Raw genomic sequence first — 21,961 nt, 5'->3', positions numbered from 1 at the left:
TACGTAGGGGGCACCACCACCAGCCTGCACCATCACAAAGCAGCAACATGCCGATCACGCGGCACCTCCCTCCCTCTCGCGACCCCTCGTGGCGACAGCCCAAGGTCAACAGGAACAGTTGCTATGGGCGTTCGGGTTCGCGGCGGCACACCCTGTCCAAGGCCATCCACATCACTCACCCACCCGTGGCACTCGTCTTGAGACGGGCGAAGACCACGGTGTTCTCCCTGTAGCGCTGCCTGCTTCGGTCGTAGCTGCCGCCGCAGGTGATCAGGCGTAGCTGGGCGTCGGGTGTATCGGCGTAGACCAGGTCGTCCGGGAAGTCGTCCTGCGGGAAGTTGTCGGCGGCATAGACGACGAAAGTCATGGTCCTGCCGTCTGCACGGTCGATGCGGATCTCCTGGCCCGGGGTCAGGGTGCTGAGGCCTGCGAAGACCGCGGCCGCAGTCTTGGTATCGAGGTGGCCGGCGACGATCGCTGTGCCACGCTCTCCCGGCGAAGGGCCGTCAGCGAACCAGCCGACAAGATTCGTGTCGTCAGCCGGTGGCGCGTTCAGCCGGCCGGAGGGACCGATGGCCAGATCGGTGAAGGGCGCGTTCACCCCGATACTCGGAATGAACAGACGCGTGGGAGCCGAACGGGGCAGTACCGGGCTGTGTGGCGCAGCCGTGGCCCTGGGCTCCGGCACGGACGGCGCGTGCAGTCCCACCGCGGGCGCTGGAGCAGGCAGTGAGGACTCGCCGGCCGGGTCGGCCCAGCCGACCACAACCGCGATCAGGACAAGCGGCGTGAGGACGGCCAGCAGAAGGCGCCGCGGCATACCGGCCCGCCAGGATCTCCCCGGATGAACCAATGAACGGATCGTCATGCCGCAGCGCACCTCAGTCAGCGAAACGCGGATACACGTAGCTCAGGCGCGGTCCAGCGTGCGACCGTGACTGCGGAGCAGAACGCTTCCTGCCGCACGCTGAACCCGCGTCAGCCCTCAAAGTCAGGCAGCGCCACCGGCGATGCGCCGACGCAGTACGTACGCGCCTGCCCCCAGTCCGGCCAGGAGCGCGAGTCCGCCGGCGGCCGCCGGGGAGCCGGAGGGGGCGAGACCGCCGCCACCGGTGTGCACGCCGCCCTTCGGCTTGTCGTGCTCGGCACCGGCGTCCTTGTCCTCGTCCTTCTTGTACTCGTCCTTCTTGTCCTCGTCCTTGTACTCGTGGTCCTTCTTGTACTCGTCCTTCTCGTCCCAGTCGTCACCGCCGACCGTGGCGAACAGACCTCCACCGGTGTGCACGCCGCCCTTCGGCTTGTCGTGCTCGCCACCGGCGTCCTTGTCCTCGTCCTTCTTGTACTCGTGGTCGCTGCTGTAGGAGTGGTCGTCCTTGCCCGAGTCGCCGGCACTGGAGGCGTAGGCGACCGGGGCTGCGATGGCGAGGGCCGCCGTGACCGTGGCCGCGGCGAGGAGAGTGCGGGCAGAGCGCATGGGTGATTCCTTCCGTCGCAGCCTGCGTCAGCTGACGTCCTGCCAGCTGGTGAGAACCGCAGCGGCGACATGGCCAACGACAACTCAGATGTGCGCGCGCCACCACTCGGGCGGGTATCCGGGTGATGACATGTCAGGTGAATGGATGAGGCCCTCGGCTGTCCGTGTCACGCGAGCGGTCAACGGCGCGCATCGCCGTATCCGGCCGGGGGCAGGCATCGGTGGTTCGTCTGGCCTACGAAGGTCCGGCTGCTGACCGACCTCGGCCGCCGCGCGATCCGCCTCGACGACGGCATGCTGGAGTGGCGCCTGTCGGAACTGCCCGTCGACGCCTCAGACCTGACGTGACGGGCCGGGACGGCGATCTCCCGCCGCACCCGGGACTGGCCGGCGGGCCGGTCCAACTGGACTACAACGCCACCACCCCGGTCACCAACGCTCGGCTGTGCCTCATTCGCGGCCTCGACGATCAGTACAGCGGTCCGCGGACAGCCACTTTGATCGCGCAGACAGTCGGAGAGGGCATCCCAGTTCCACCCGAAGTAGTCAGGCAGCCTCAGCACCTCGTAGAGCTGCTGGAAGGCAGCGTCCGTGCCGTGCACCTCCTGACCGTCGACCGGCGAGCAGGTAGGGGTCAGCGTGAGGCTCCCGGCGTCGGCGAGGAAGTCGGCGGGCCGGGGGGCGGGCTTTGGGTCAGCTGCTTGGGCGGACAATTCCTAAGCGCTCGGGGCATCCGTCGCGCAATCCTGACCGGGCGACAAGGGATGGACCAAGAGGCGCATATTCAGGGACAAGAAGTGCGCCCGGCGCCGCTCCCCCGCCGCCGCAGTCGTCGGGCGCGTCCGGGGAGTCTCAGACAACCGCGAGACCGTAGCTCGAAACGATTCTCCTGACGGCCGCACCTTCGAGCCGCACAGCGACGCGATGGTGAGAGCAACCTCCGGCAGAGGGTTGCACCTTTCGCCTGCCTCGGATTTATCGCATCATGCGATCTTTAATTTCGCTCTTGCCAGCGGTTCCTTCTCTGCAGCTAGCTGGGTGCCGCGTCCACTTCCTGGCCGGGGCTCCCGATGAGCTCCGGCGGATCAACAGCACACCGGACAGTTCCGGGGCCGTCGCTCAAGGAGGTGGACGGAAAACCCGTGTGTGAGGAGTAGTCATGAAGAAGGCCTACGAGGCACCGACGCTCGTCCGGCTCGGCACCTTCCGGAAGGAGACGGGGCTCCTGGGACGCTCCGGGAACGACCGGCTGATCCTGAGCAAGAACTGACGACCGACGGTCCTTGACCCGACGTCATGACTGAACTGCACGAACGTGCGGGGACGGGCCCCGGCGACGCGCACTTCGCGGTCTTCACAGACCACGAGGACGCAGCCGCCGTGGCCCGCTCCTTCGCCCGCCCTGGAAGCCGGACCCTCGCCCATGCGTCGGGGCGGCCCTGGCTGGTCGGCCACTGGCACGACGACGAGATCGTCACGGCGAACGCAGGCGGTGCCGCCGTGGCCGTCGTCGGCTGCTGCCCCATCGACACCGCGGAACTGCGGCGCCGCGCGGGACGGTTGCGCGATCTCGCACAGCTCGACGCACTGGCCCGCTCCCTCCCTGGCAGTTTTCACCTCATCGGTGCCCTCGACGGACAGGTCAGGGTTCAGGGCACTGCCTCCGGACTGCGATTGGTTTTTCCACGCGGAGATCGACGGCGTGCGGGTGCCGGCCTCCCGCGCCGACACGCTGGCCGCGGTCCTGGGCCTCGACCCCGACGTGGAGGAACTGGCGGCACGGCTGCTGTGGCCCGCTCCATATCCGCTGTTCGAAACGTCCCTGTGGCGTGCGGTCACCGCCGTCGCTCCGCAGGACGCCGTAGTCGTCGCCGCGGACGGGCGCACCGTACGGTGCACCCAGTGGTGGACACCGCCAGAGCCGGACCGGCCGCTCGCCGAGGCGGCGCCCCTGATCCGGACGGCACTTCAGGAGGCCGTCGGTGCGCGTACGCGGCAGGGCGGCGTGGTGAGCTGCGACCTGTCCGGCGGGCTGGACTCCACCTCCGTCTGCTTTCTCGCCGACCGCTCCCCCGCCCGTGTGGTGGCCAGTACCTGGCCGGGACGCGACCCGGCGGACACCGACCAGCACTGGGCCGAACAAGCGATGAAGCACCTCCCGGACGTCGAGCACGTGGTCTGGGACGCCGACGCGTCACCGCTGGTCTACGAGGACCTGCTCGACATCGACGACCTCCTGGACGAGCCCACCATCGGCGTCATGGACCGCTCCCGGGTTCTGCACCACCTGCCCGGCCTCGCTGCCCGCGGCAGCAGGCTGCACCTCACCGGCATCGGTGGTGACCACGTGGCCTGGTGCTCCGAGGCGTACTACCATCGAATGCTGCGTACCCGCCCGCTTTTCGCCCTGCGCCAGCTGCGCGGGTTCCGGGCGCTGTGGCAGTGGCCGCTCGCCGACACGGTCCGTGCGCTCGCCGACTCCCGGCCCTACGGGAAGTGGCTCGCCGACTCCGCCGGCCACCTGCGCGGCCCGTTGCCCCCGTCCGCCGCGACAGGGCTCGGCTGGGGCATGACCCCACGCCTGTTCGACTGGGTGACCCCCGATGCCGAACGCATGGCCCGTCGGGCACTGCTCGCGGCCGCGACGACGGTCTCGCCGCTGCACCCGGACCGGGGTCTGCACAGCGACCTGGAGCAGATCCGCTCCTGCAGCCGCGTCATCCGGCAATGGGATGCTATGGCAGCCCGCACCGGCCTGCCGATGGCCTCGCCCTTCCTCGACGACCGCGTCATCGAGGCGTGCCTCGCCGTACGCCCCGGTGAACGCGTCACGCCCTGGCGGTACAAGCCCGTCCTGAGCGCCGCGATGCGGGGGATCGTGCCCGATGCCTGTCTGCGGCGGACCACCAAGGCGGCGGCCTCCATGGACGCCTCCAACGGGCTGCGGGAACACCGCGCCGACCTGCTGGCCATGTGGGAGGGCTCGCGGTTGGAGGCGCTGGGCCTGGTGGACGGTGCCGCACTCCGCCGTCTCGCCCAGCGGCCCGCTGCTGCGGGACTGTCCGACGCCATCCTCTACTCGACGATCGCCGCCGAAGTGTGGCTGCGGGGACTCGCCCGTGGCCGCACCCACGTTCCACACCACGGCTCCCGGCCCTGAGCTTGCCCACGTCCCCACGCCCCAGGTCCCAGGTCCCCACGTCAGAAAGGCCCTGATATGCCTTTGCGGTTCCGTGACAACATCTCCACCGCCGAGACCGACTACGGCACGGTGCTGCTGGACGAACGAGGCGGTTCGTACTGGGAGTTGAATCCGACCGCCACCCTGGTCGTGCGAACGCTACTCGACGGCGGCAAGGAGTCGGACGCGGCCGCCGCCCTGGTCCGGGAGTTCGACATCGAGCAGGCGCAGGCACTGCGGGATGTCCAGACGCTCGTACAGGAGCTGCGAACCTCGGGGCTCGCCTCATGACGACGCCCAGCGCGCTGGAACGACCCACCGATGTGCCGCTGGCCCGACGCCTGGCCGCCCGTCTCGTCCTGCTCCCCGCCGTCGCCCTCGCCATGCTGCCGCCCCGGCACGTCCGCACCGTACTCGGTGTCCTGCGGCGCGGTGCCGCACCCGCCACCGCAGCACAGGCCCAGAACGCGCGCGACGCCATGTGCGCCGCCAGCCTGCGCTGTGCCGGACCGAAGGGTTGCCTGCCACGCTCACTGGGGGCGGCTCTGCTGTGCCGGCTCGGCGGAACCTGGCCCACCTGGTGCACCGGCGTACGCGTCGTCCCGCCCTTCACCGCGCACGCCTGGATCGAGACGGAAGGCGGTCCCGTCGGCGAGGGCGTGCCGAAGGGCTACTTCGCCCGGCTGATGGCCGTCGCTCCGCTGCCGCGGCCGACCGAGCGATGACCCGCGCGACGGTGCTCAACGGGGGCCGGGAGGCGGTCCCCGGGGACGACAGGTCCACCCGGGCGGCGGTCGCCACGATGTACCGGCTCACCGCAGGCCACCGGAGCGCCATCGCCGTCGCCACCGTACTGACCCTCGTGGGCTCGGCCCTGGGGCTGGCCCAGCCGCTCGTCGCCAAGCACGTGGTGGACGCGAGCGGCCGCGACCAGGTCTTCTGGCCGCTGCTGACACTGCTCGGCGGGCTGTTCGTCATCGAAGCGGCGACGGGAGCCGCGGGCCGCTTCCTGCTGGAACGGATGGGCGAGGGTGTCGTACGACAGCTTCGGCACGGGCTGGTGGGACGGCTGCTCCGGCTGGAGATGAGGGAGTACGACCGTCACCGCGGCGGCGACCTGATCTCCCGGGTGACAGCGGACACCACCCTGCTCCGAGAAGTCGTCTCCCAGGCCCTCGTCGATCTGGTGACGGGAAGCCTTGTCGCAGCTGGGGCAATCGTCCTCATGGCCTGGCTCGATCCCCTGCTACTGCTTCTCGTCTCCATCACCGTGGTCGCCGCGGCCCTCGTCGTGGCGTCACTGCTCGCTGGCATCAGACGCGCGTCCGAACACATACAGGACTCGGTCGGTGCCCTCGCCGCCGACCTGGAACGGGCCTTGGGGGCCCTGCCGATGGTCCGTGTGCACCGCGCCGAGGAGCGCGAGGCTGCGGGTATCGGCGCCCGGATCGAGGCGGCCTACGACGCTGGGGTGCGCACCGCGAAGCTCGCCTCCGTCATGAGTCCCGCCGTCGAACTCGCCGTGCAGGGCTCCTTCCTCATCGTCCTGGTCGTCGGCGGTCTGCGCGTGAACGGCCGGGACGGCTCCCTCGGCGATCTCGTCGCCTTCCTCCTGTACGCCTCCTACCTCGTCCTGCCGCTGTCCTCCGTATTCCGTGCCGTGGGCCTCATCCAACGCGGGATGGGCGCCTATCAGCGCATCGACCAGGCGCTCCTCCTGCCGGTGGAGCCCGCTGGACCACGGATGACCAGAACGCGCCCGCACACGCCAGGGCCGATCTCACCGCTCGGACCACCCGCCCTCGCCCTGCAGGACATCCGCTTCGGCTACGACCGGGACCGGCCGGTACTGCGTGGCGTCTCCTTCACCGTCGCGCACCGGCAGCACGTCGCCCTGGTGGGGCGGTCCGGAGCCGGCAAGAGCACGGTGTTCGCCCTGGTGGCGAGGTTCTACGAACCGGACGCGGGCCGGGTGCTCTTCGACGGGCGACCGGCGAACGAGCTCACCCGTGAGGCATGCCGTCGACGCATCGCCGTCGTCGACCAGAACGCGCACGTCGTCCACGGCACCCTGCGCGACAACATCGCCTACGCCGTGCCTGACGCATCGGAAGCGGAGATCCAGCGCGTCACGGAACTGGCCAGGCTCGACGAAGTCGTCGACCGGCTGCCCGGCGGCCTGGCCGCCGTCATCGGTGAGCGCGGCAGCACCCTCTTCGGCGGCGAACGCCAACGCGTCGCCCTCGCGCGCGCGTTGCTGGCGCGCCCCGCACTGCTCCTGTTGGACGAGCCCACCTCCCACCTCGACGCGATCAACGAAGCGGCGCTCACCACCGTCATGAAGGACGTCGCTCAGGAGTGCGCTCTGCTGGTCATCGCCCACCGACTGTCCACCGTTCAGCACGCCGACCACATCGTCGTGCTGGACAACGGCCGCACCGCCGCCGAAGGAGCCCACGAGGAGCTGCTGGCCGACAGCACCCTCTACCGCGAACTGGCTGCGAGCCAGATGCTGCGGCCCGGCGCGGAACCCGGAAGTGGTGAGGGACAGGACTCGGCCGGTTGAGTCGCCGCCGTTCAAGCCGCGTCGACGGCGCGCCGGGCGGCCTTTGGCGACTCCGCCGCGCGTTTGTCCAGGCATCAGTTACTGACGTTGTCGCCGTGGTGTGGTCAAGGTGAGTCCGGTTTAGGCGAGGCATCCGTTGCTGCGGTACTGGATCTGGCGGATACCACGGACGGGCCCGCGACGGGCCCGGCAACCCAGGCCGGGCCATGGAGGCTGGGTCACCCGGCGCGCTGCGTTGTCTCCCCGGCCTGAGCGGGTACGGCCGGCAGGGGGACCGTGCAGGAGGCGCAGCGTCGGGCCTGGGCGGGTACGGGGCTGAGGCATTCGGGGCAGTCCCGTTTGGGGGCCTGGACGTCGTGGTGCGGGGCGAGGCGTTCGTGGAGCTTGTTGATCGGGAGCACGACCAGGAAGTACAGGGCGCTGGCGAGGAGGAGGAAGCTGATCGCCGCGTTGATGAAGGCGCCGTAGGGGAACTCGGTGGCGCCTAGGGTGAAGGTCTTGCGGCTCATGTCGCCGGTGGCGCCGGTGGCCAGCCCGACGAGTGGTGTCAGGAAGGCGCTGACGAAGCCGTTCACCACGGCGGTGAACGCTGCCCCGATGACGATGCCGACGGCCAGGTCGACCACGTTGCCGCGCAGGATGAAGCTGCGGAAGCCCTTCACCTTCTCACCCCTAGCAGGTTCTTGACGTCGACGGGCGGCACCGAAAGCGCGGTCAGCCCACACCCTTCACCTCGGATGCCCTGCCATCCCCTACCCATGCCGGCTCCGCCGCACGGCGCGGGGATGTACTGGCTACCGACGCCACGTGCGTCAAGCACGCCATCGCGACTTCACTCAGCCTGAGCTGCACCCCGGAACAGGCTTTGGTTCGCATACCGCCTCTGAGGCAGGCCCGGGGTGAGGGGGGTGCCCTCTCCACCGTGCGCTGTGACCGCTGAGCGTTGGGGTCAGCCGCTGGCGAGTATCGGGCCGGCTGTGGCAGAGAGTGTCTGGTGAGCGTGCGGGCAGGGCGTGGCCGAAGTGGTTGTGGGAATGCGCATCCGGCGCAGGAGATCACGGGTGGTGCGCTTGCGCAGCGTGCTGCGCCAGGTCAGTCCCGGGTGGCGGGACCGTAGGTGTGACAGCGCCCGGGTGCCCAGGCCGGTGCTGTGGAAGCGCTCGTCGATGACGACGGCGATGATGACACCCTGGGCGCAGTCAGTGCAGGTCCGGTACCGGACCTGACCGACGACCTGGCGGGTGTGTACGAGGAGCAGGCATTCGTCTCCCGGGCCGGGGTCGTCCGGGATGTGCGTGGACAGGAAATCGATTGCCCGGTAGGCGAGGACGCGGCGGCGCAGGCGGCCGGTGCGTCGGCCTCGGCGTGAGTGCTTGGCGCCGTCGTGACCGGACGGCGATGTCTCGGCTGTGGAAGCCTGACCGATGAGACTGCTGCTGGTGGGACGCGCATGTTGTCCGTGCATGACGTCTCGTGTGCCCAAACAGCCGACGAATACCCGTTCCAGCGCGCCGGGCACCCGCCTGGAGATTGCTCTTCAACCTTCGGCCGTCCTGTGAAGGCGAGTCGTTTCGGCGGCGAGCGTGACTTGGGCGAGCACAGCCACGGCACCGACCGCTTCGGGGAGCGGCTTCAGCGAGCCCTGCTCCAGCCCCGGCACTGTCCCGCCGTTGCCCGCCTGCGGATGGGTGGTGATGGTGGCCGCCTCGCGGACGCGCGCGTCGGGCCGCGGGTCCCGGTACATCCGGACCTGCACGAGCGAGTTCCCCGAGGTCAGTGCCGTTGACGAGGTTGGGGACGTCGGAGTGGCATGGGTCGGCCGGGCGGCCGGCGAGGTACGCGGCGCGGAGCACGCGGTGGAGGCCAGAAATCGGGACGGGAGCGGGCCGACCGCTGCGGGACGTCGGCGCCGGGAGTCGGTGCGGATGCAGGCGGCTGAGCTGTTCGAGCAGAACATCAAGCCGCCGGAGGTGCAGGGCGTCTGCGGGTGAGCCTCAAATCGCCGACCCCTCAGGCCTGACGGTCGGCGGAGACACGGGCGCGCGGCTTGAACTGCCCGTCATCACCATCGCAGAAGGCTGGGCAGGTCCAGCACTGCGGTCTTCTCGCCGTCTCCGCCGAAGGATGGCGAGCATCGACCGCGGCTGATGGAGGACGACGGCGGAGACACCTTCCGCCGCGCCACGACCTTCGCAGAGGACTGCTTCGCGGGGACACGCAATCCCAGCGCCCATGAGGGTGGCCTGCAGAAGCTGCCCGGGCATGATGAGGTACTGGAACAGCCGGCGGCGTTCAGTCTCCTGGCCCATTGGGAGACACCGCGAGCGTTGCGCGCCGGGCCGGCCACGGCACGGCACGGCACGGCACGGCACGGGAGGTCGGCGCAACGAACACCCTCAGGACCAAACCTGAGCTTTCAGCAACCTCGCACAGACCCAGGCCCTGCACCGCTACCTGCGCCAGCGCCGGCGCAACACCAACGCCCGCCACCCCGACATCCTCGCCGCCCAACGGGCGGAAGGCGCCCGTATCCGCAGCGAGAAGGGCATCCGCTGGGGGGACGCCCCCTCGCCACCATGGCCTGAACTCGACTGGGCCCTCGCGTCACCGTCGCCAGAACAGGTGGTGCGTCACACCGCTCGGGCTGGGCACGACCTCCAGGTGGAACCGGTCGAGCAGCTCGTCGGGCGAGTCCCAGAGCTTCAGTCCGGAGCCGAGTTCCACCGGCGAGACCGCCACGTGCAGGGTGTCGACGAGGCCGGCGTCGAGGAACTGCCGGACGGTGGTGACCCCGCCGCCGAGCCGGACGTCCTTGCCCCGCGCCGCTTCCCGCGCCCGCGCGAGGACCGCGGCCGGGTCCCCGCCGACGAAGTGGAACGTGGTGTCGGACAGCGTGAACGACGGACGCTCGTGGTGGGTCATGACGAACACCGGCGTGTGGAACGGGGGCTCCTCCCCCCACCAGCCGCGCCAGTCGTGATCCTGCCAGGGCCCGCGCTGGGGCCCGAACTTGTTGCGGCCCATGATCTCGGCACCGATGTTGCGTGCGAAGTCCCGCGTGAAGTAGTCGTCCAGCCCCCGGCTGCCTCCGGGATCCGTGCGCATGGGCCAGCTCGCCGTGGCGCCGGCCCAGGCGAAGAGCCTCCCGGGGTCGACATGGCCGAACGGCCGCTCGAAGCTCTGGTCCGCACCGGCACCGATCCCGTCACTCGAGACGTTGAAGTTCATCACTCTCAGCAATTGCTCCATGGTTCCCTCACCAGGTGCTGTCGCGTCATCGTGCGGCGGGACGCCGCACACCATGACGTCGAACGGGACGTGGCCGGATCGACAGCGGCTCACGACTTTTTTCCAAGGCGCGTCAGGAGGCGGTCCCGTCAGCGGAGTAGCCGTGCCGGACACGAGACGGCATCGAGGGGGCCGGGGGTGGCCGCCTCAACCGCTCACATGCGTCGCACTGGACGTCACCGCCCGTCCAACCGTTCCAACCGCCGACCCGGCGAAGCCGACCCGACACTCGGCGAGCCGCTGCGGGCGGCCGACGACGGGTCAGGGCCGGGGCCAGTCGGGTCCGGCCGCCGCGTCGGTGACGTATTCCCGGAAGGTGCGGGCGCGGTGCCCGGTCAGGCGGGGCACCGTGTCCAGGGGCTCGGTGTCGCCAAGGGCCCGCAGCGCCGAGTAGGAGGCGAGTTCCCGTTCTACGGACTCCTCGGGGCGGCCGAGGGCGGCCTGTGCGGCGCGGTAGGCGTCCTCGCTGCCGTGGAACGTCATCGGCGCGTGACGTCCTCGATGACGGTGCAGGCTTCGGCGAAGGACAGCGCCTGCGGCCCGGTGAGTTCGTAGGTCCGGTCGGTGTGCCCGTCCTCGGTCAGGACGCGCGCGGCTACGGCCCCGACGTCGTCGAGGTCCACGAATCCCTGCCGGCAGTCCCCCACCGGGACCGCCAGCTCCCCGGCCAGGACCGCTCCACGGAAGGGCCCCTCGTCGAAGTTCTGGTCGAACCAGTCGACGCGCAGGACCGTCCAGGCCACGCCGCACTTCTTCACGGTGTCCTCGGCCTCGATCAGCCGCTGGTCCCCCATGGTCTCGATGGCGCGGCTGGACAGCAGGACGACCTGACCCACCCCGAGGTCCGCGGCCAGGTCGGCGAAGTCCGGGTCGACGGGGATGCCGTCGGGGGCCATGAGGAACATGCGTCCGGCGCCGCGCAGGGCCGGTTCCCAGGTGCCGCGGTCGTGCCAGTCGAACCGGGTGGAGCCGTGCCGGGACGCGGGGCGGACCGGTACGCCCAGGGATCGCAGGTGCGCGGCGACACGTCGGCCCGCGGAGCCGGTCGCTCCGAGGACGAGGATCGGTGTGGTGCCCATGCCCTCGTGAACGACGGGCGGGCGGCAAGGCAACGGTGGCCCGCAAGGCGCACTCGATTGCCCCAGGGCAGTCGTTTCATGTCTGCCTACTGAGAACTCGTTGGAATTCGGCCAGTTCTGTCGCCTGCCGTACGTCCATATGATTTCCTGTTTTCAATCATATGGACGTGACACCCCCGCGTCGTCGCGGGTGAGGGAGGAGAGCCGATGGCCGAGTTCACGCAGACCGACGTGCGTCGCGAGTTCGACCGGGGCATGCCCGGGGTGCGGGTGCCGGGCAGGGTCGTCGTCATCGGAGCGGGTCTGTCGGGCCTCGCCGTGGCGTACGAACTGGCCGAGCGGGGCGGGGACGTCACGGTGCTGGAGGCGTCGGACCGCCCGGGCGGGCGGGCGTACACCCTGCGCGCGCCCTTCGCGGACGGCCTGTACGCGGAGGCCGGCGCGATGACCCTGACCCCGCACTGCCACTACGCCATGCACTACCTGCGCGAGCTGGGTGTGGAGCTGGACACGGCCGACCTGGTCGGCAGCCGGTTCTCGTACTTCGCCGGCGGCCGATTCTTCGGTCCCGACGCCGACTCGCTCGACCGCGCCGGGCTCCCGCTCGCCCCGCACGAGAAGGGGCTGGGCGTCGCCGACATGATCGACCGTTATGTGCGCCGCACCTACGAGGCTCTGGAGCCCGACATCACGGCGGCCGACTGGGCGCCGACCTCGCTGCTCGCACCGTACGACCGGCGGTCGGTGTACGAGGTGCTGTCCGAGCGCGGTGCCTCGCCGACGGCGATCGACCTGGTGGAGCCACACTTCCTGGAGATGCGCGGCGGCGACCTGAAGACCGCCTCGGCCCTGTCCTGGCTGCGGCACGAGGCCAGCCCGCACTCCCTGGCCAACGCCGACCCCCGGTGGTCGAAGGTCAGGGGCGGCACCGACCGGTTCCCCCGAGCGTTCGCCGAGCGGCTGAAGGACCGCATCCGCTACCGGGCTCCCGTGGTGCGCGTCACGCAGGACGACGCGGGCGCACGGGTCACCTTCCTGCACGGCACCCGGATGCACACCCTGGATGCCGACCGGGTGGTGGTGACCGTGCCGTTCAGCGCGATCCGGCACATCGACCTCACCGACGCCGCACTGTCCGACGCCAAGCAGGCCGCGATGCGCCGAGTGAAGTACTCGTCGATCGTGCGCGTCTATCTCCAGATGCGCCGGCAGTTCTGGCCCCAGGACAACGCGAGCTTCTCCACGGACCTGCCGGTGCGATGGGTGCGGGACGCCACGCCCCGGCTGCCCGGACCCCGCAAGATACTGGAGTGCCTGATCACCGGCTGGCGGGCCCGCGCCCTGGCCGTGCTCAGTCCCGAGGAGCGGATCCGGTTCGCCCTGGACGAGGTCGAGGTGATGCTGCCCGGCGCCCGGAAGCACTTCGAGACCGGCACCTCCGTGGTCTGGGACCAGCAGCGCTACATCGAAGGCGCCTACATCCTGCCCGAGGTGGGGCACAGCTCCCTGATGCCGGCCATGCGCAGGCCGGAGGGCCGGCTGCACTTCGCCGGCGACCACACCTCGTTCGAGCCCAACGGCGGTTCCATGACGCTCGCGCTGGAGTCGGCCGCGCGGACCGTCCTGGAACTGGGGAGCACAACGGCCGCGTGACCGGGTCGGGGCCCCCGCCCGGTGCCCGGCACTCACTCCAGGAGCAGGGTCAGCAGTTCCGCCCCCTCGACGCTCAGCACCGACGCGGGGAGGAACGCACAGCCACCGGTACGCGGGCCCCGCAGGGCCGCCAGCTCGCCGTCGCCGGGGCCGTACCACAGGGTCAGTCCCAGCCGCCGGGCCAGGGCGTCCGTGTGCGGGCCGGCCAGCACGGCGTACGCGCCGCCGTACCCCACCGTCGCACGCCGGCCGAGGACGTCGATCTCCTGCTGGGCGGCGGCCTCGCCCCGCGGCCGCACGGATCCGGCCAGACCCAGTTCGGCGAGCAGGAGATGGAAGCCGAGCCCGACGCCAACGGTGCGCGTCCCCCGGGACATCAGGTCGGCGACCAGGGCGCGCAGGACGGCGATGCGGTCCTCGCCGACGGCGAACGGGTCGCCGGGGCCCGGACCGACGACCACCGTGGTCCCGGGCGCCAGGGGGTCCACGGCACGGTGTGCGCCGCCGTCGGTCGTGGGCCTCTCGGACGTGTCCCGGTGGCACGGGCCACGGGGTCCGCGGAACGCGTCCTGGCGCCATGCACACCGTGGTCCGTGGAGCGAAGCCCGGTGGCGCGGGTCACCGCGTCCCCGGGACGCTCCCGGACCGCGGGGACCGCGAAGTCAGCTGAGCGGGCCCGGGCGTCGGGCGCCACGGGGTCCCCAGGGCGCACCCCGGTCGCGTGGGCCACGTGCTCGGCGGACCACACCTCGACGGCGCGGCCGAGTCCGCGCAGCATGACGGCGAGCGCCGCCGTCTCCTCGCCCCCCGTGTCGACGAGCAGCACCGGGCCGCCGGGAGCCGGCCGGCCGCCGGCCGCGACCGGCCCCGCCAGTGGGCGGACAGCAGCGCACGGCGCCGGTCCAGTTCGGCGCTCACCGACGGCCACGCCGCCGGGTCGACGGGGGCGGTGGAGCGGGGCCCGGTGCGCCGGTGGCCGCGTGTGCGGCCACCCGACGCCCCGTCGCCTTGTGCTGCGGCCGGGGTGTCACGTCCCGCCGGCGCGTCGTGCGGCACGGGGTCGCCGGGACCGGGGTCCGCCCGTCGGCGGCCGGCGGCGGTGTCACCGGGGGCGGTGGCTGCGGTGCTCTCGAAGACCGACAGCAGGGCCGATGCCTTGGCGCGGGTCTCGGCCGCCTCGTCGGCGGGCACCGAGCGCGGCCCGACGGTGGCTCCGACCGACAGCTTCACCGTGCCCCGCCCGGAGAGCTCGAAGGTGCGGATGAGCACGGCCGTGTCCACCTGCTCGCCGCCTGAGGCGTCGTGGCCCAGCAGCGCGATCGAACCGCCGTAGTAGCCGCGCCCGGAGGGTCCGCGCCGGGCGATGACACTGCAGGCCTCCGCGAAGGGACGGCCCACCGCGGTCGCCGCGAACAGTGTGCCGGCGAGGGTGTGCCGGACGTCGAGCGCGGCGGTCCCGCTGATGCGGCACTCGGTGTGCAGCACACGGGCCAGCGGACGCAGACCGGGTCCCTCAAGCCGTACGTCCCCGGTGGTGACCCGGCACAGCATGGCCAGCTCCGCGTCGACCACGGCTCCCAGTTCCTCGGTCTCCTTGCGGTCGCGCAGGAAGGCGGCCAGGTCCTCGGCGGCGGGCAGGCCACCGGGCGGGAGGCGCAGCGTCCCGCACATCGGGTGCATCACCACCCGGCCCCGTTCCACGCCGACGTGACCCTGCGGGGAGGCGCCGGCCAGTGCGGCGCCGCGCGGACCCCCGGTGTGGACCGCGAACGTCCAGTGTGCGCCGTGCTCGGCGGCGGACAGCCGGCCAAACAGCTCCCCCACGGCGGCGGCCCCGTGGCAGGGCAGTCGCGCGGTGAAGTCCCGCCGGATCAGGACGTGCAGGCCGGTGTGCGCCACCTCGTGGGCCAGGAGGTCGCGCACCCGGCCGGCGTACTCCTCGTCGGTGTCGTCGAAGCCCGCCTCCTCCCAGCGGAGGTCTCCCCCGGGCCGCACGGCGGCGAGGGCCGCGGTGAGCGCGGCGGTGTCGGCCGTGTGCCACCGACGGATCCTCAGGACCCGCACAGGGGTGCCGTCGTCACGGCAGTCCAGCCCACGTTCGGCCAGGCACCGGTACGGCAGCACGGCGAGCGCATGGGGCCCGCCACCCGGCCGGGGTGGACCCGACGGCAGGTCCGTCACCCGCCGTACCGTGTGCATGGTGCCGATGTACACGTCGAACGGGTCACCGGCACTTCCGTCGTGCGGGTGGCGGCGCACGAGGGCGAAGGGCGGCGGGTCGGGGGCCGAGAACAGGCGGGCCAGGTCGGCCACCGGGAGCGGGGTAGGCGTCGGGGTGTCCTGCATGAGGCGCCCTTTCGTCGAGGGACGTGTGGCAGGTGACTTTGCAATGAGAAACTTGGTTACGTCAGGGAAATGAATGGAGCGGTTCGAAGCGGTAACTCTTCTGTAGTGTCCGGCGGTTGACTCTTCATTCGTTTCCGTTCGGATATCATGTTCGGCACGTCCACCCTCCCCTCAGAGCCCCAGTGAGGTGTCATGCGGATAGCGGTGATCGGAGCCGGTCCCGGCGGGCTGTACACGGCCTGCCTGGTCAAGCGCCTGCGGCCCCACGACGTCGTGGAGGTCTGGGAGGCCAACGCGGCCCGGGACACGTTCGGGTTCGGGGTCGTCTTCTCCGACGGCGCGCTCGGCGGCATCGAGGCCGCCGACCCGGCCCTGTTCGAGGCCGTCACGGCCGAGTTCGCCCGGTGGACGCGGATCGACGTCCACTACCGGGACCGCACCCAGCGCAACGAGGGGTATGGGTTCGCCGCGGTCAGCCGCCACACCCTGCTGCGGCTCCTGCAGGAGCGCTGCGCCGCTCTCGGGGTGCGCCTGCACTTCGGCACCCCGGCGCCGGAGGTGTCCCGGCTGCGCGCGTCCCATGACCTCGTCGTCGCGGCGGACGGCGTGGGGTCGCGCACCCGGGCCCGGTACGCGGCCGCGTTCGGCACGCAGCGGCAGGAGGCGGGTTCGCGGTACATGTGGCTCGGCACGGACCGCCCGTTCGACGCGCTGACGTTCGCCGTCGTCGAGACCGAGCACGGCCCCGTACAGGCCCACGCCTACCCGTACGCGCCCGGTCGCAGCACGTTCATCGTGGAGGTGGGCGACGCGGTCTGGCGGGCGGCCGGCTTCCGGTCCGCGGAGCGCCGGCCCGCGGACCCCGTGGGCGACCGGGACGGCATCGACCAGGTGGCGCGGTACTTCTCCGGTCTGCTGGACGGGCACGCGCTGTGGGGCAACCGGTCGTACTGGGGCCACTTCACCGCCGTACGCAACCGGAACTGGAGCCACGGCAACCTCGTCCTCCTCGGTGACAGCGCGCACACGACGCACTTCTCGATCGGTTCCGGCACCAAGCTGGCCATGGAGGACGGGCTCGCCCTCGCCACGGCCCTGCACGAGCACCGGACGGTGCCCGAGGCGCTGGCGGCGTACGAGACCGAGCGGCGGCCCGCCGTGGAGCGGATGCAGCGGATCGCGCTGACGAGCCTGGAGTGGTTCGAGAACATCGACCGGTGCGTGGGGTTGCCGCCGGACGCCTTCAACGCGCACCTGCTGACGCGCAGCGGCCGACTCACCCGGGACGATCTGCCCGCGGTCGACGCCGAGCACGTCGGGCGGATCCGCCGGCGCTTCGCCGACGCGGCCTGAGCCGCGGAGCCCGGGACGGCCCGGGCCGGGTCAGCCGTCCCGGGCCGCCTTCTTGTCCGCCACCGAGGTGCCGCCCACGAACCAGTGCTGCGGCGGGCATTCGTCCACCGTCACCCGGATCGCCTCCCGGGGTGTGCCGAGCGTGGTGTGCGCGGCCTCGGTGAGGGCCCGGCCGAGTGCGGTGATCTCCTCGTCGCTGCGGCCGCTCAGCAGGGTGACGTGGATGAGGGGCATGGAAACTCCTTGTCGGGGTGGTGCGGCCGGGCCGCGGCACGGGGGCGCCCGGAGCACCCGGTGTGCCGTCGGGTGCTCCGGGCCGGTCGGAGGTGGTGGTGCGTGGGCCGGTCAGAGGTGACCGTGCGCGGCGAGGTCCTCGGCCAGGCAGCGGCCGGTGTGCACGTCACGGCGGCGGACCAGGTCCGCGGGGGTGCCCTCGAACACCACCCGGCCGCCGTGCCGGCCCGCCTCCGGGCCGAGGTCGATGATCCAGTCGGCGTACTTCAGCACGTCCAGGTCTGTTCGATCACCACCACCGTGTTGCCGCCGTCGACGAGGCGGTCGAACAGGGCGAGCAGCTTGCCGAGGTCGGCCATGTGCAGACCGGTGGACGGTTCGTCGAACACGTAGACGCTGCCGGAGGTGTGCAGCCGGTGCGCCAGCTTCAGCCGCTGGCGCTCACCGCCGGACAGGGTGGACAGGGGTCGGCCGAGCGTGAGGTAGCCGAGGCCAACCTCGATGAGCAGGGTCAGCTTGCGGCGGACGGAGTCCTCGTCGAAGAACGCGATCGCCTCCTCGGCCGTCATGGCGAGGACGTCGACGATGGTCCGGCCGGACAGCGTGTGGCGCAGCGCCTCGTCGTTGAAGCGGCGCCCGTCGCAGCGCTCGCAGACGGTGGTGACCGGATCCATGAAGGCGAGGTCGGTCTCGATCACCCCGCGGCCCTGGCACTCCGGGCAGGCGCCCGCCGAGTTGAAGCTGAACAGTCCGGGGTCGGCCCCGGAGGCGCGGGCGAACAGGCGCCGGACGGTGTCCATGATGTCGGTGTACGTCGCGGGGGTGGAGCGGGAGGAGATCCCGATCGACGACTGGTCGACCACGACCGCTTCGCCCGGGTGCCGGTCGACCAGTTCCCGGGCGAGCGAGCTCTTCCCCGAGCCGGCGACGCCGCTGAGCGCCACCAGCACGCCGGTGGGCACGTCGACCGTGACGTCCTGGAGGTTGTGCAGCCGGGCGCCGCGGACCGTCAGCTTGCCCTGGGGGGCCCGCAGTCGCTCCTTCAGCCCGGGCACCGCGTCCAGGGCCCGGCCGGTCGGGGTGCCGGCTTTGCGTAACCCGGCCATCGAGCCCTCGTAGACCACTTCGCCGCCCTGGCTGCCCGCGCCCGGACCCATGTCGACGACATGGTCGGCGACGGCGATGACGTCCCGGTCGTGCTCCACCACGAGCACCGTGTTGCCCTTGTCGCGCAGCGCGAGGAGCAGCGTGTTCAGGCGGCGCACGTCGCGCGGGTGCAGGCCCACGCTCGGCTCGTCGAAGATGTACGTCAGCCCGGTCAGACTGCTGCCCAGGTGACGCACGGTCTTCAGGCGCTGCGCCTCGCCGCCGGAGAGGGTGCTGGTCCGACGGTCGAGGCTGAGGTAGCCGAGTCCGACGGCCTCGATCCTGCGCAGCGCCGACAGGGACGCCTGCACCACCGGTTTGACCGACGGCGCGTCGATGCGCTCCAGGCGGCCGATGAGGTCGGTGATCTCCAGGGCGCAGTAGTCGGCGATGGTGTCGCCGGCGATGCGCGAGGCGAGCGCGGCCGGTCCCAGCCGGGCGCCGCCGCAGACCTCGCAGGGTCCTTCCGTCACCACCTCTTCCACGGCCGCCCGTTCCTTCGCCTTGAGGGCGTCGAGGCCGGCCTTGAGGTAGCGGCGGGTGAAGCGCCGCACGACTCCTTCGTACTCGTTCTTGTAGACGCCGTGCCGTCCGGCCCGGTCGACCTTGAACCCGGAGCCGTGCAGCAGCAGTTCGCGGTCGTCGGCGGAGAACTCGCGCAGCGGCAGGTCGGGGTCGAAGAGGCCGGACTCCGCGTACAGCTGCCACTGGAAGGTGCCGACGGCGAAGGCGGGGAAGCGGATGGCGCCCTCGTTGAGGCTCTTGCCCTCGTCCAGCAGCCGGTCCAGGTCCAGCCGCAGCCGGGAACCGAGCCCCTCGCACCGCGGGCACATGCCGCGGGGGTCGTTGAAGGAGTACATGTGCGAAGGGCCCGCGCTGGGCATGCCGTGCCGGGAGAACAGCACCCGCAGCATGGCGTGGACCTCGGTCATGGTGCCGACCGTCGAGCGGGCGTTGCCGCCGACCGGCCGCTGGTCGATCACGATGGCGGTGGAGAGGTTCTCGATGACGTCGGCGGCGGGCCGCTCGTACTTGGGCAGCCGGTTGCGGATGAACGCGGGGTACGTCTCGTTCATCTGCCGCTGCGACTCGACGGCGATCGTCCCGAAGACCAGGGAGGACTTGCCCGATCCCGACACGCCGGTGAAGACGGTCAGCCGTCCCTTCGGGATGCGCAGGCTGACGCCCTTGAGGTTGTTCTGCCGTGCTTCCCCCAAAACGATGAAGTCACCTGGGTCCGGTGACAGGTGGGACACCATGCCGTTCCTCTTCCATCCGCCGAAAAGATTTCTCGCAGGAAACTTATCCCCTCGAGAACGGGTCCTCAATCCGCCACGGCATAGGCCTGCGCGCCGCGCGGGCTGGCCACAGCAGTGACCATGTTGTCACTGCTCAGAGCCGTTGCGCAGACCTTGCTCAGACTGTAGTCGGCGACCGTGCGCACCTGATGGCCGCGCCGCCGCAGTTCCTCGATGGTTTCCTGGGGGATCCCCTCTTCCAGGACGACCGTCCCGGGGGCGAAGCGCCGGGGGGTGAAGGACGTCGGTACGTGGTCGGTGTGGAAGGTCCGCGCCTCGACGGCCTCCTGGAGTCCCATGCCGTGTTCGGTGTGGCGCAGGAAGAACTGCAGGGTCCACTGGTCCTGCTGGTCGCCGCCCGGTGTGCCGAAGGCGAGGCAGGGCCGGCCGTCCCGCAGCACCAGGGTCGGGCTGAGGGTGGTGCGCGGGCGCTTGCCAGGAGCCAGCGCGTTGGCGTGCCCCCGGGTCAGCGTGGCCATCTGCCCCCGGGTGCCGAGCGGGAACCCGAGGCCCGGCACCACCGGCGAACTCTTCAGCCAGCCTCCGCTGGGGGTCGCGACGACCATGTTCCCGCGGGCGTCGGTGGCCGTGACGCAGCAGGTGTCGCCCCGGGCGGCCGTGGAGCGCACCACGGCCGGGATGCCTTCCTCCAGCTCACCGAGCCATGCGGGACCGGCGGGGCCTGCGGACTCGTCGTGGACGGGGGGCAGCACCGGCGTCCGGCCGCCGGGCGAGCCCGGTCGCAGTGCGGTGGAGGCCTCGCGGCCGATCAGTTCGCGGCGGGCCGCGCTGTAGGCGGGGTCGAGCAGGTCGTCGACCGGCACGTCCGCGTGGGCGGGGTCGCCGTACCAGGCCTCGCGGTCGGCGAAGGCCAGTTTGGCCGCCTCGGTGACCGTGTGCAGGAACTCGGCGCTCACCGGTCCCATGGCGGCGAGGTCCAAGCCCTGGAGCAGCGCGAGCTGCTGGAGGAAGACCGGGCCCTGCGACCAGGGACCGGGCTTGTGCACCGACAGGCCACGGTGGTCCAGGTGCAGCGAGGGCTCGACCGTGGCTCGCCAGCCGGCCAGGTCCGCCCCGGTGAGCAGGCCGCGGTGGCGGCGGCCGGTGGCGTCGATCTCCTCGGCCGTGGCGAGGTAGCGGTCGATGGTCTCGGCCACGAAGCCCTCGTAGAAGGCGCGCAGGGCCGCGTCGATCTGCTTGCCGCGGTCGGCGCCGGCCGCCCTGGCCTCGTCGAGGAGGCGCCGGTAGGTCCGGGCCAGGTCGGGGTTGGTCATGCGCTGACCTGGCCGGGGTGCTCCCCCGCGGACCAGATAGGTGCGACCGGACTCGGTCCACTCCTCGCGGAAGAGCTCCTGCAGCGCCCCGATCATCGCCGCCGCCTTGGGGAGCAGCGGGTACCCGTGTTCGGCGTAGCCGATGGCCGGCTCCAGGACGTCCTCCAGGTTCAGGGTGCCGTACTCGGCGAGGACGCGCAGCCACGCGCCGAAGGCGCCGGGCACCACCGCGGGCAGCAGTCCCGAGCCGGGCACCACGGAGAGGCCGAGCTGCTCGAACCTCTCGATGGTCGCCGCCCGGGGCATGGGGCCCTGGCCGCAGACGACGTCGACCCGGCCGGACCCGGCCCGGTGGGCGAGGACGGGTACGTCTCCGCCGGGCCCGTTGAGGTGGGGTTCCACGACCTGGATGACGAACGCGGCGGCGACGGCCGCGTCGAACGCGTTGCCGCCCTTGTCGTACATGCGGAAGCCCGCGGCCGAGGCCAGCCAGTGGGTCGAGGCGACCGCGCCCCGGGTGCCGCGCAGCTCTGGACGGAACAACACAGTCGGGTTCCTCTCCTCTTCGTACCGGTTCTTCTTCGGCGGGTTCTTCTTCGCCGGGCTCTTCTTCGCCGGGCTCTGCGTGACGAGCTCTCCGCGGGCTCTCCGTGACGTGCTCTCCGTACCGTGTGGTGCGGGAAGCGGCGGTTCAGCGGGCGACTGCCGCCGTGCGGGGCAGGTGCATGCGGCCCGTGCCGGTGGCCGCGACCTCTCCGGTCACCTCGGCCGCCACCGCCCGGCCCTCGCGCACGGTCACGGCGCAGTCGAGCCGGGCCGGACGGCCCAGTCCCGCCCCCTGCCGGACCTGGTACGCGCTGGTGCCGTCCGCCGTCGGCACCAGGCCCGCACGGACGAGCCAGGCGCCCAGGCCCAGGGCCGCGGAGGCGCACGCCGGGTCCTCCGGCATGCCGTACCCGGGGGCGAACACCCGTACGTCGGCCGCCGGCGGCGGCTGTCGTAGGCGACCACCACCGCGTCGGGGCAGTCGGCCCACACGGGGTGCGCCGGCTGGTGCACCGCGCGGGCG

At 71.6% G+C, this 21,961-nt stretch carries 20 protein-coding genes and 5 pseudogenes; 11 read left to right on the top strand and 14 right to left on the bottom strand.

The annotated features are described in order from the left end of the window. Positions 1 to 175 precede the first annotated feature (175 nt). Both BM536_RS07755 and BM536_RS07750 read right to left on the bottom strand, forming a co-directional pair. Positions 176 to 868 (bottom strand): class F sortase, encoded by a 693-nt coding sequence (locus tag BM536_RS07755; RefSeq protein ID WP_079274867.1) that lies wholly within the window; start codon positions 866 to 868, stop codon positions 176 to 178. A 123-nt stretch (positions 869 to 991) separates the two neighbouring features. Then, on the bottom strand, positions 992 to 1,474 hold the full coding sequence (locus tag BM536_RS07750; protein ID WP_094102733.1) for a hypothetical protein: 483 nt from the start codon (positions 1,472 to 1,474) through the stop codon (positions 992 to 994). A 141-nt stretch (positions 1,475 to 1,615) separates the two neighbouring features. Between BM536_RS07750 and BM536_RS42545 the strand changes: the two genes are divergently transcribed. After that, on the top strand, positions 1,616 to 1,822 hold the full coding sequence (locus BM536_RS42545) for a hypothetical protein (protein WP_073490982.1): 207 nt from the start codon (positions 1,616 to 1,618) through the stop codon (positions 1,820 to 1,822). Positions 1,823 to 1,926: 104 nt separating this feature from the next. Here BM536_RS42545 and BM536_RS44300 read toward each other — a convergent pair. Next, positions 1,927 to 2,187 (bottom strand): annotated as a pseudogene (locus BM536_RS44300) (barstar family protein); the annotation flags it as partial. A 446-nt stretch (positions 2,188 to 2,633) separates the two neighbouring features. Here BM536_RS44300 and BM536_RS39375 point away from each other — a divergent pair. The 5 genes and pseudogenes from BM536_RS39375 to BM536_RS07720 all read left to right on the top strand — a co-directional run bounded on the left by BM536_RS39375 (position 2,634) and on the right by BM536_RS07720 (position 7,221). Continuing rightward, entirely contained in the window at positions 2,634 to 2,744 is a 111-nt protein-coding gene (locus tag BM536_RS39375; protein ID WP_107102704.1) for a keywimysin-related RiPP, read from the top strand. A gap of 26 nt (positions 2,745 to 2,770) precedes the next feature. Beyond that, positions 2,771 to 4,634 (top strand): annotated as a pseudogene (locus BM536_RS07735) (lasso peptide isopeptide bond-forming cyclase). Between the two features lie 57 nt (positions 4,635 to 4,691). Continuing rightward, complete coding sequence (locus tag BM536_RS07730) at positions 4,692 to 4,946, top strand: lasso peptide biosynthesis PqqD family chaperone (RefSeq protein ID WP_073490980.1); 255 nt, start codon at positions 4,692 to 4,694, stop codon at positions 4,944 to 4,946. Then, on the top strand, positions 4,943 to 5,380 hold the full coding sequence (locus BM536_RS07725) for a lasso peptide biosynthesis B2 protein (RefSeq protein ID WP_094102732.1): 438 nt from the start codon (positions 4,943 to 4,945) through the stop codon (positions 5,378 to 5,380). The genes BM536_RS07730 and BM536_RS07725 overlap by 4 nt, the downstream gene beginning before the upstream one ends. After that, entirely contained in the window at positions 5,377 to 7,221 is a 1,845-nt protein-coding gene (locus BM536_RS07720; protein ID WP_094102731.1) for an ABC transporter ATP-binding protein, read from the top strand. Before BM536_RS07725 ends, BM536_RS07720 begins: the two co-directional genes overlap by 4 nt. Positions 7,222 to 7,439: 218 nt before the next feature. Here the strand turns inward: BM536_RS07720 and mscL are convergent, their stop codons facing one another. Beyond that, a complete protein-coding gene (gene mscL, locus BM536_RS07715) occupies positions 7,440 to 7,883 on the bottom strand; it encodes a large conductance mechanosensitive channel protein MscL (RefSeq protein ID WP_073490974.1) in 444 nt (147 codons plus the stop codon). A 488-nt stretch (positions 7,884 to 8,371) separates the two neighbouring features. Between mscL and BM536_RS40745 the strand changes: the two genes are divergently transcribed. Then, positions 8,372 to 8,590, top strand: coding sequence for a hypothetical protein (locus BM536_RS40745; RefSeq protein ID WP_158086510.1), 219 nt, complete (start codon positions 8,372 to 8,374; stop codon positions 8,588 to 8,590). Between the two features lie 168 nt (positions 8,591 to 8,758). Here BM536_RS40745 and BM536_RS40255 read toward each other — a convergent pair whose 3' ends face one another. Then, positions 8,759 to 8,977: a hypothetical protein gene (locus tag BM536_RS40255; protein ID WP_143650851.1), complete on the bottom strand. Its 219-nt coding sequence runs from the start codon at positions 8,975 to 8,977 to the stop codon at positions 8,759 to 8,761. A gap of 100 nt (positions 8,978 to 9,077) precedes the next feature. Here BM536_RS40255 and BM536_RS40250 point away from each other — a divergent pair. Beyond that, a pseudogene (locus BM536_RS40250) lies at positions 9,078 to 9,223 on the top strand (IS630 family transposase); the annotation flags it as partial. A 428-nt stretch (positions 9,224 to 9,651) separates the two neighbouring features. After that, positions 9,652 to 9,780: pseudogene (locus tag BM536_RS42535) on the top strand (IS630 family transposase); the annotation flags it as partial. A gap of 45 nt (positions 9,781 to 9,825) precedes the next feature. Here BM536_RS42535 and BM536_RS07700 read toward each other — a convergent pair. The 3 genes from BM536_RS07700 to BM536_RS07695 form a co-directional block, all read right to left on the bottom strand. Next, positions 9,826 to 10,470: a dihydrofolate reductase family protein gene (locus tag BM536_RS07700; RefSeq protein WP_073490971.1), complete on the bottom strand. Its 645-nt coding sequence runs from the start codon at positions 10,468 to 10,470 to the stop codon at positions 9,826 to 9,828. 300 nt (positions 10,471 to 10,770) lie between these two features. Next, positions 10,771 to 10,992: a hypothetical protein gene (locus tag BM536_RS41695; protein ID WP_211362844.1), complete on the bottom strand. Its 222-nt coding sequence runs from the start codon at positions 10,990 to 10,992 to the stop codon at positions 10,771 to 10,773. Next, positions 10,989 to 11,588, bottom strand: coding sequence for an SDR family oxidoreductase (locus BM536_RS07695; RefSeq protein WP_211362843.1), 600 nt, complete (start codon positions 11,586 to 11,588; stop codon positions 10,989 to 10,991). The genes BM536_RS41695 and BM536_RS07695 overlap by 4 nt, the downstream gene beginning before the upstream one ends. Before the next feature lie 207 nt (positions 11,589 to 11,795). Between BM536_RS07695 and BM536_RS07690 the strand changes: the two genes are divergently transcribed. Beyond that, the gene (locus tag BM536_RS07690; protein WP_094102729.1) at positions 11,796 to 13,241 is read left to right on the top strand and encodes a flavin monoamine oxidase family protein; all 1,446 of its coding nucleotides are present in this window, start codon (positions 11,796 to 11,798) and stop codon (positions 13,239 to 13,241) included. A 32-nt stretch (positions 13,242 to 13,273) separates the two neighbouring features. Here the strand turns inward: BM536_RS07690 and BM536_RS07685 are convergent, their stop codons facing one another. Both BM536_RS07685 and BM536_RS07680 read right to left on the bottom strand, forming a co-directional pair. After that, positions 13,274 to 13,729, bottom strand: coding sequence for a hypothetical protein (locus tag BM536_RS07685; RefSeq protein WP_094102728.1), 456 nt, complete (start codon positions 13,727 to 13,729; stop codon positions 13,274 to 13,276). A gap of 130 nt (positions 13,730 to 13,859) precedes the next feature. Beyond that, positions 13,860 to 15,587 carry a chorismate-binding protein gene (locus BM536_RS07680; RefSeq protein ID WP_094102727.1) on the bottom strand — a complete coding sequence of 576 codons (1,728 nt, stop codon included), beginning with the start codon at positions 15,585 to 15,587 and terminating at the stop codon, positions 13,860 to 13,862. 192 nt (positions 15,588 to 15,779) lie between these two features. Here BM536_RS07680 and BM536_RS07675 point away from each other — a divergent pair, with 192 nt between their 5' ends. Further along, on the top strand, positions 15,780 to 16,940 hold the full coding sequence (locus BM536_RS07675) for an FAD-dependent monooxygenase (RefSeq protein ID WP_094102726.1): 1,161 nt from the start codon (positions 15,780 to 15,782) through the stop codon (positions 16,938 to 16,940). 30 nt (positions 16,941 to 16,970) lie between these two features. Here the strand turns inward: BM536_RS07675 and BM536_RS07670 are convergent, their stop codons facing one another. The 4 genes and pseudogenes from BM536_RS07670 to BM536_RS07655 form a co-directional block, all read right to left on the bottom strand. Continuing rightward, positions 16,971 to 17,174: a 2-hydroxymuconate tautomerase gene (locus BM536_RS07670; RefSeq protein WP_094102725.1), complete on the bottom strand. Its 204-nt coding sequence runs from the start codon at positions 17,172 to 17,174 to the stop codon at positions 16,971 to 16,973. Between the two features lie 111 nt (positions 17,175 to 17,285). After that, a pseudogene (locus BM536_RS07665) lies at positions 17,286 to 19,579 on the bottom strand (ATP-binding cassette domain-containing protein). A gap of 65 nt (positions 19,580 to 19,644) precedes the next feature. Then, positions 19,645 to 21,438, bottom strand: coding sequence for a gamma-glutamyltransferase family protein (locus tag BM536_RS07660; protein ID WP_094102724.1), 1,794 nt, complete (start codon positions 21,436 to 21,438; stop codon positions 19,645 to 19,647). A 145-nt stretch (positions 21,439 to 21,583) separates the two neighbouring features. Further along, a complete protein-coding gene (locus BM536_RS07655) occupies positions 21,584 to 21,862 on the bottom strand; it encodes a PhzF family phenazine biosynthesis protein (protein ID WP_094102723.1) in 279 nt (92 codons plus the stop codon). Positions 21,863 to 21,961: the final 99 nt, after the last annotated feature.

The sequence above is a fragment of the Streptomyces phaeoluteigriseus genome (assembly GCF_001896135.2).
GTDB lineage: Bacteria > Actinomycetota > Actinomycetes > Streptomycetales > Streptomycetaceae > Streptomyces > Streptomyces phaeoluteigriseus.
This window is presented reverse-complemented; position numbering and strand designations above follow the sequence as displayed.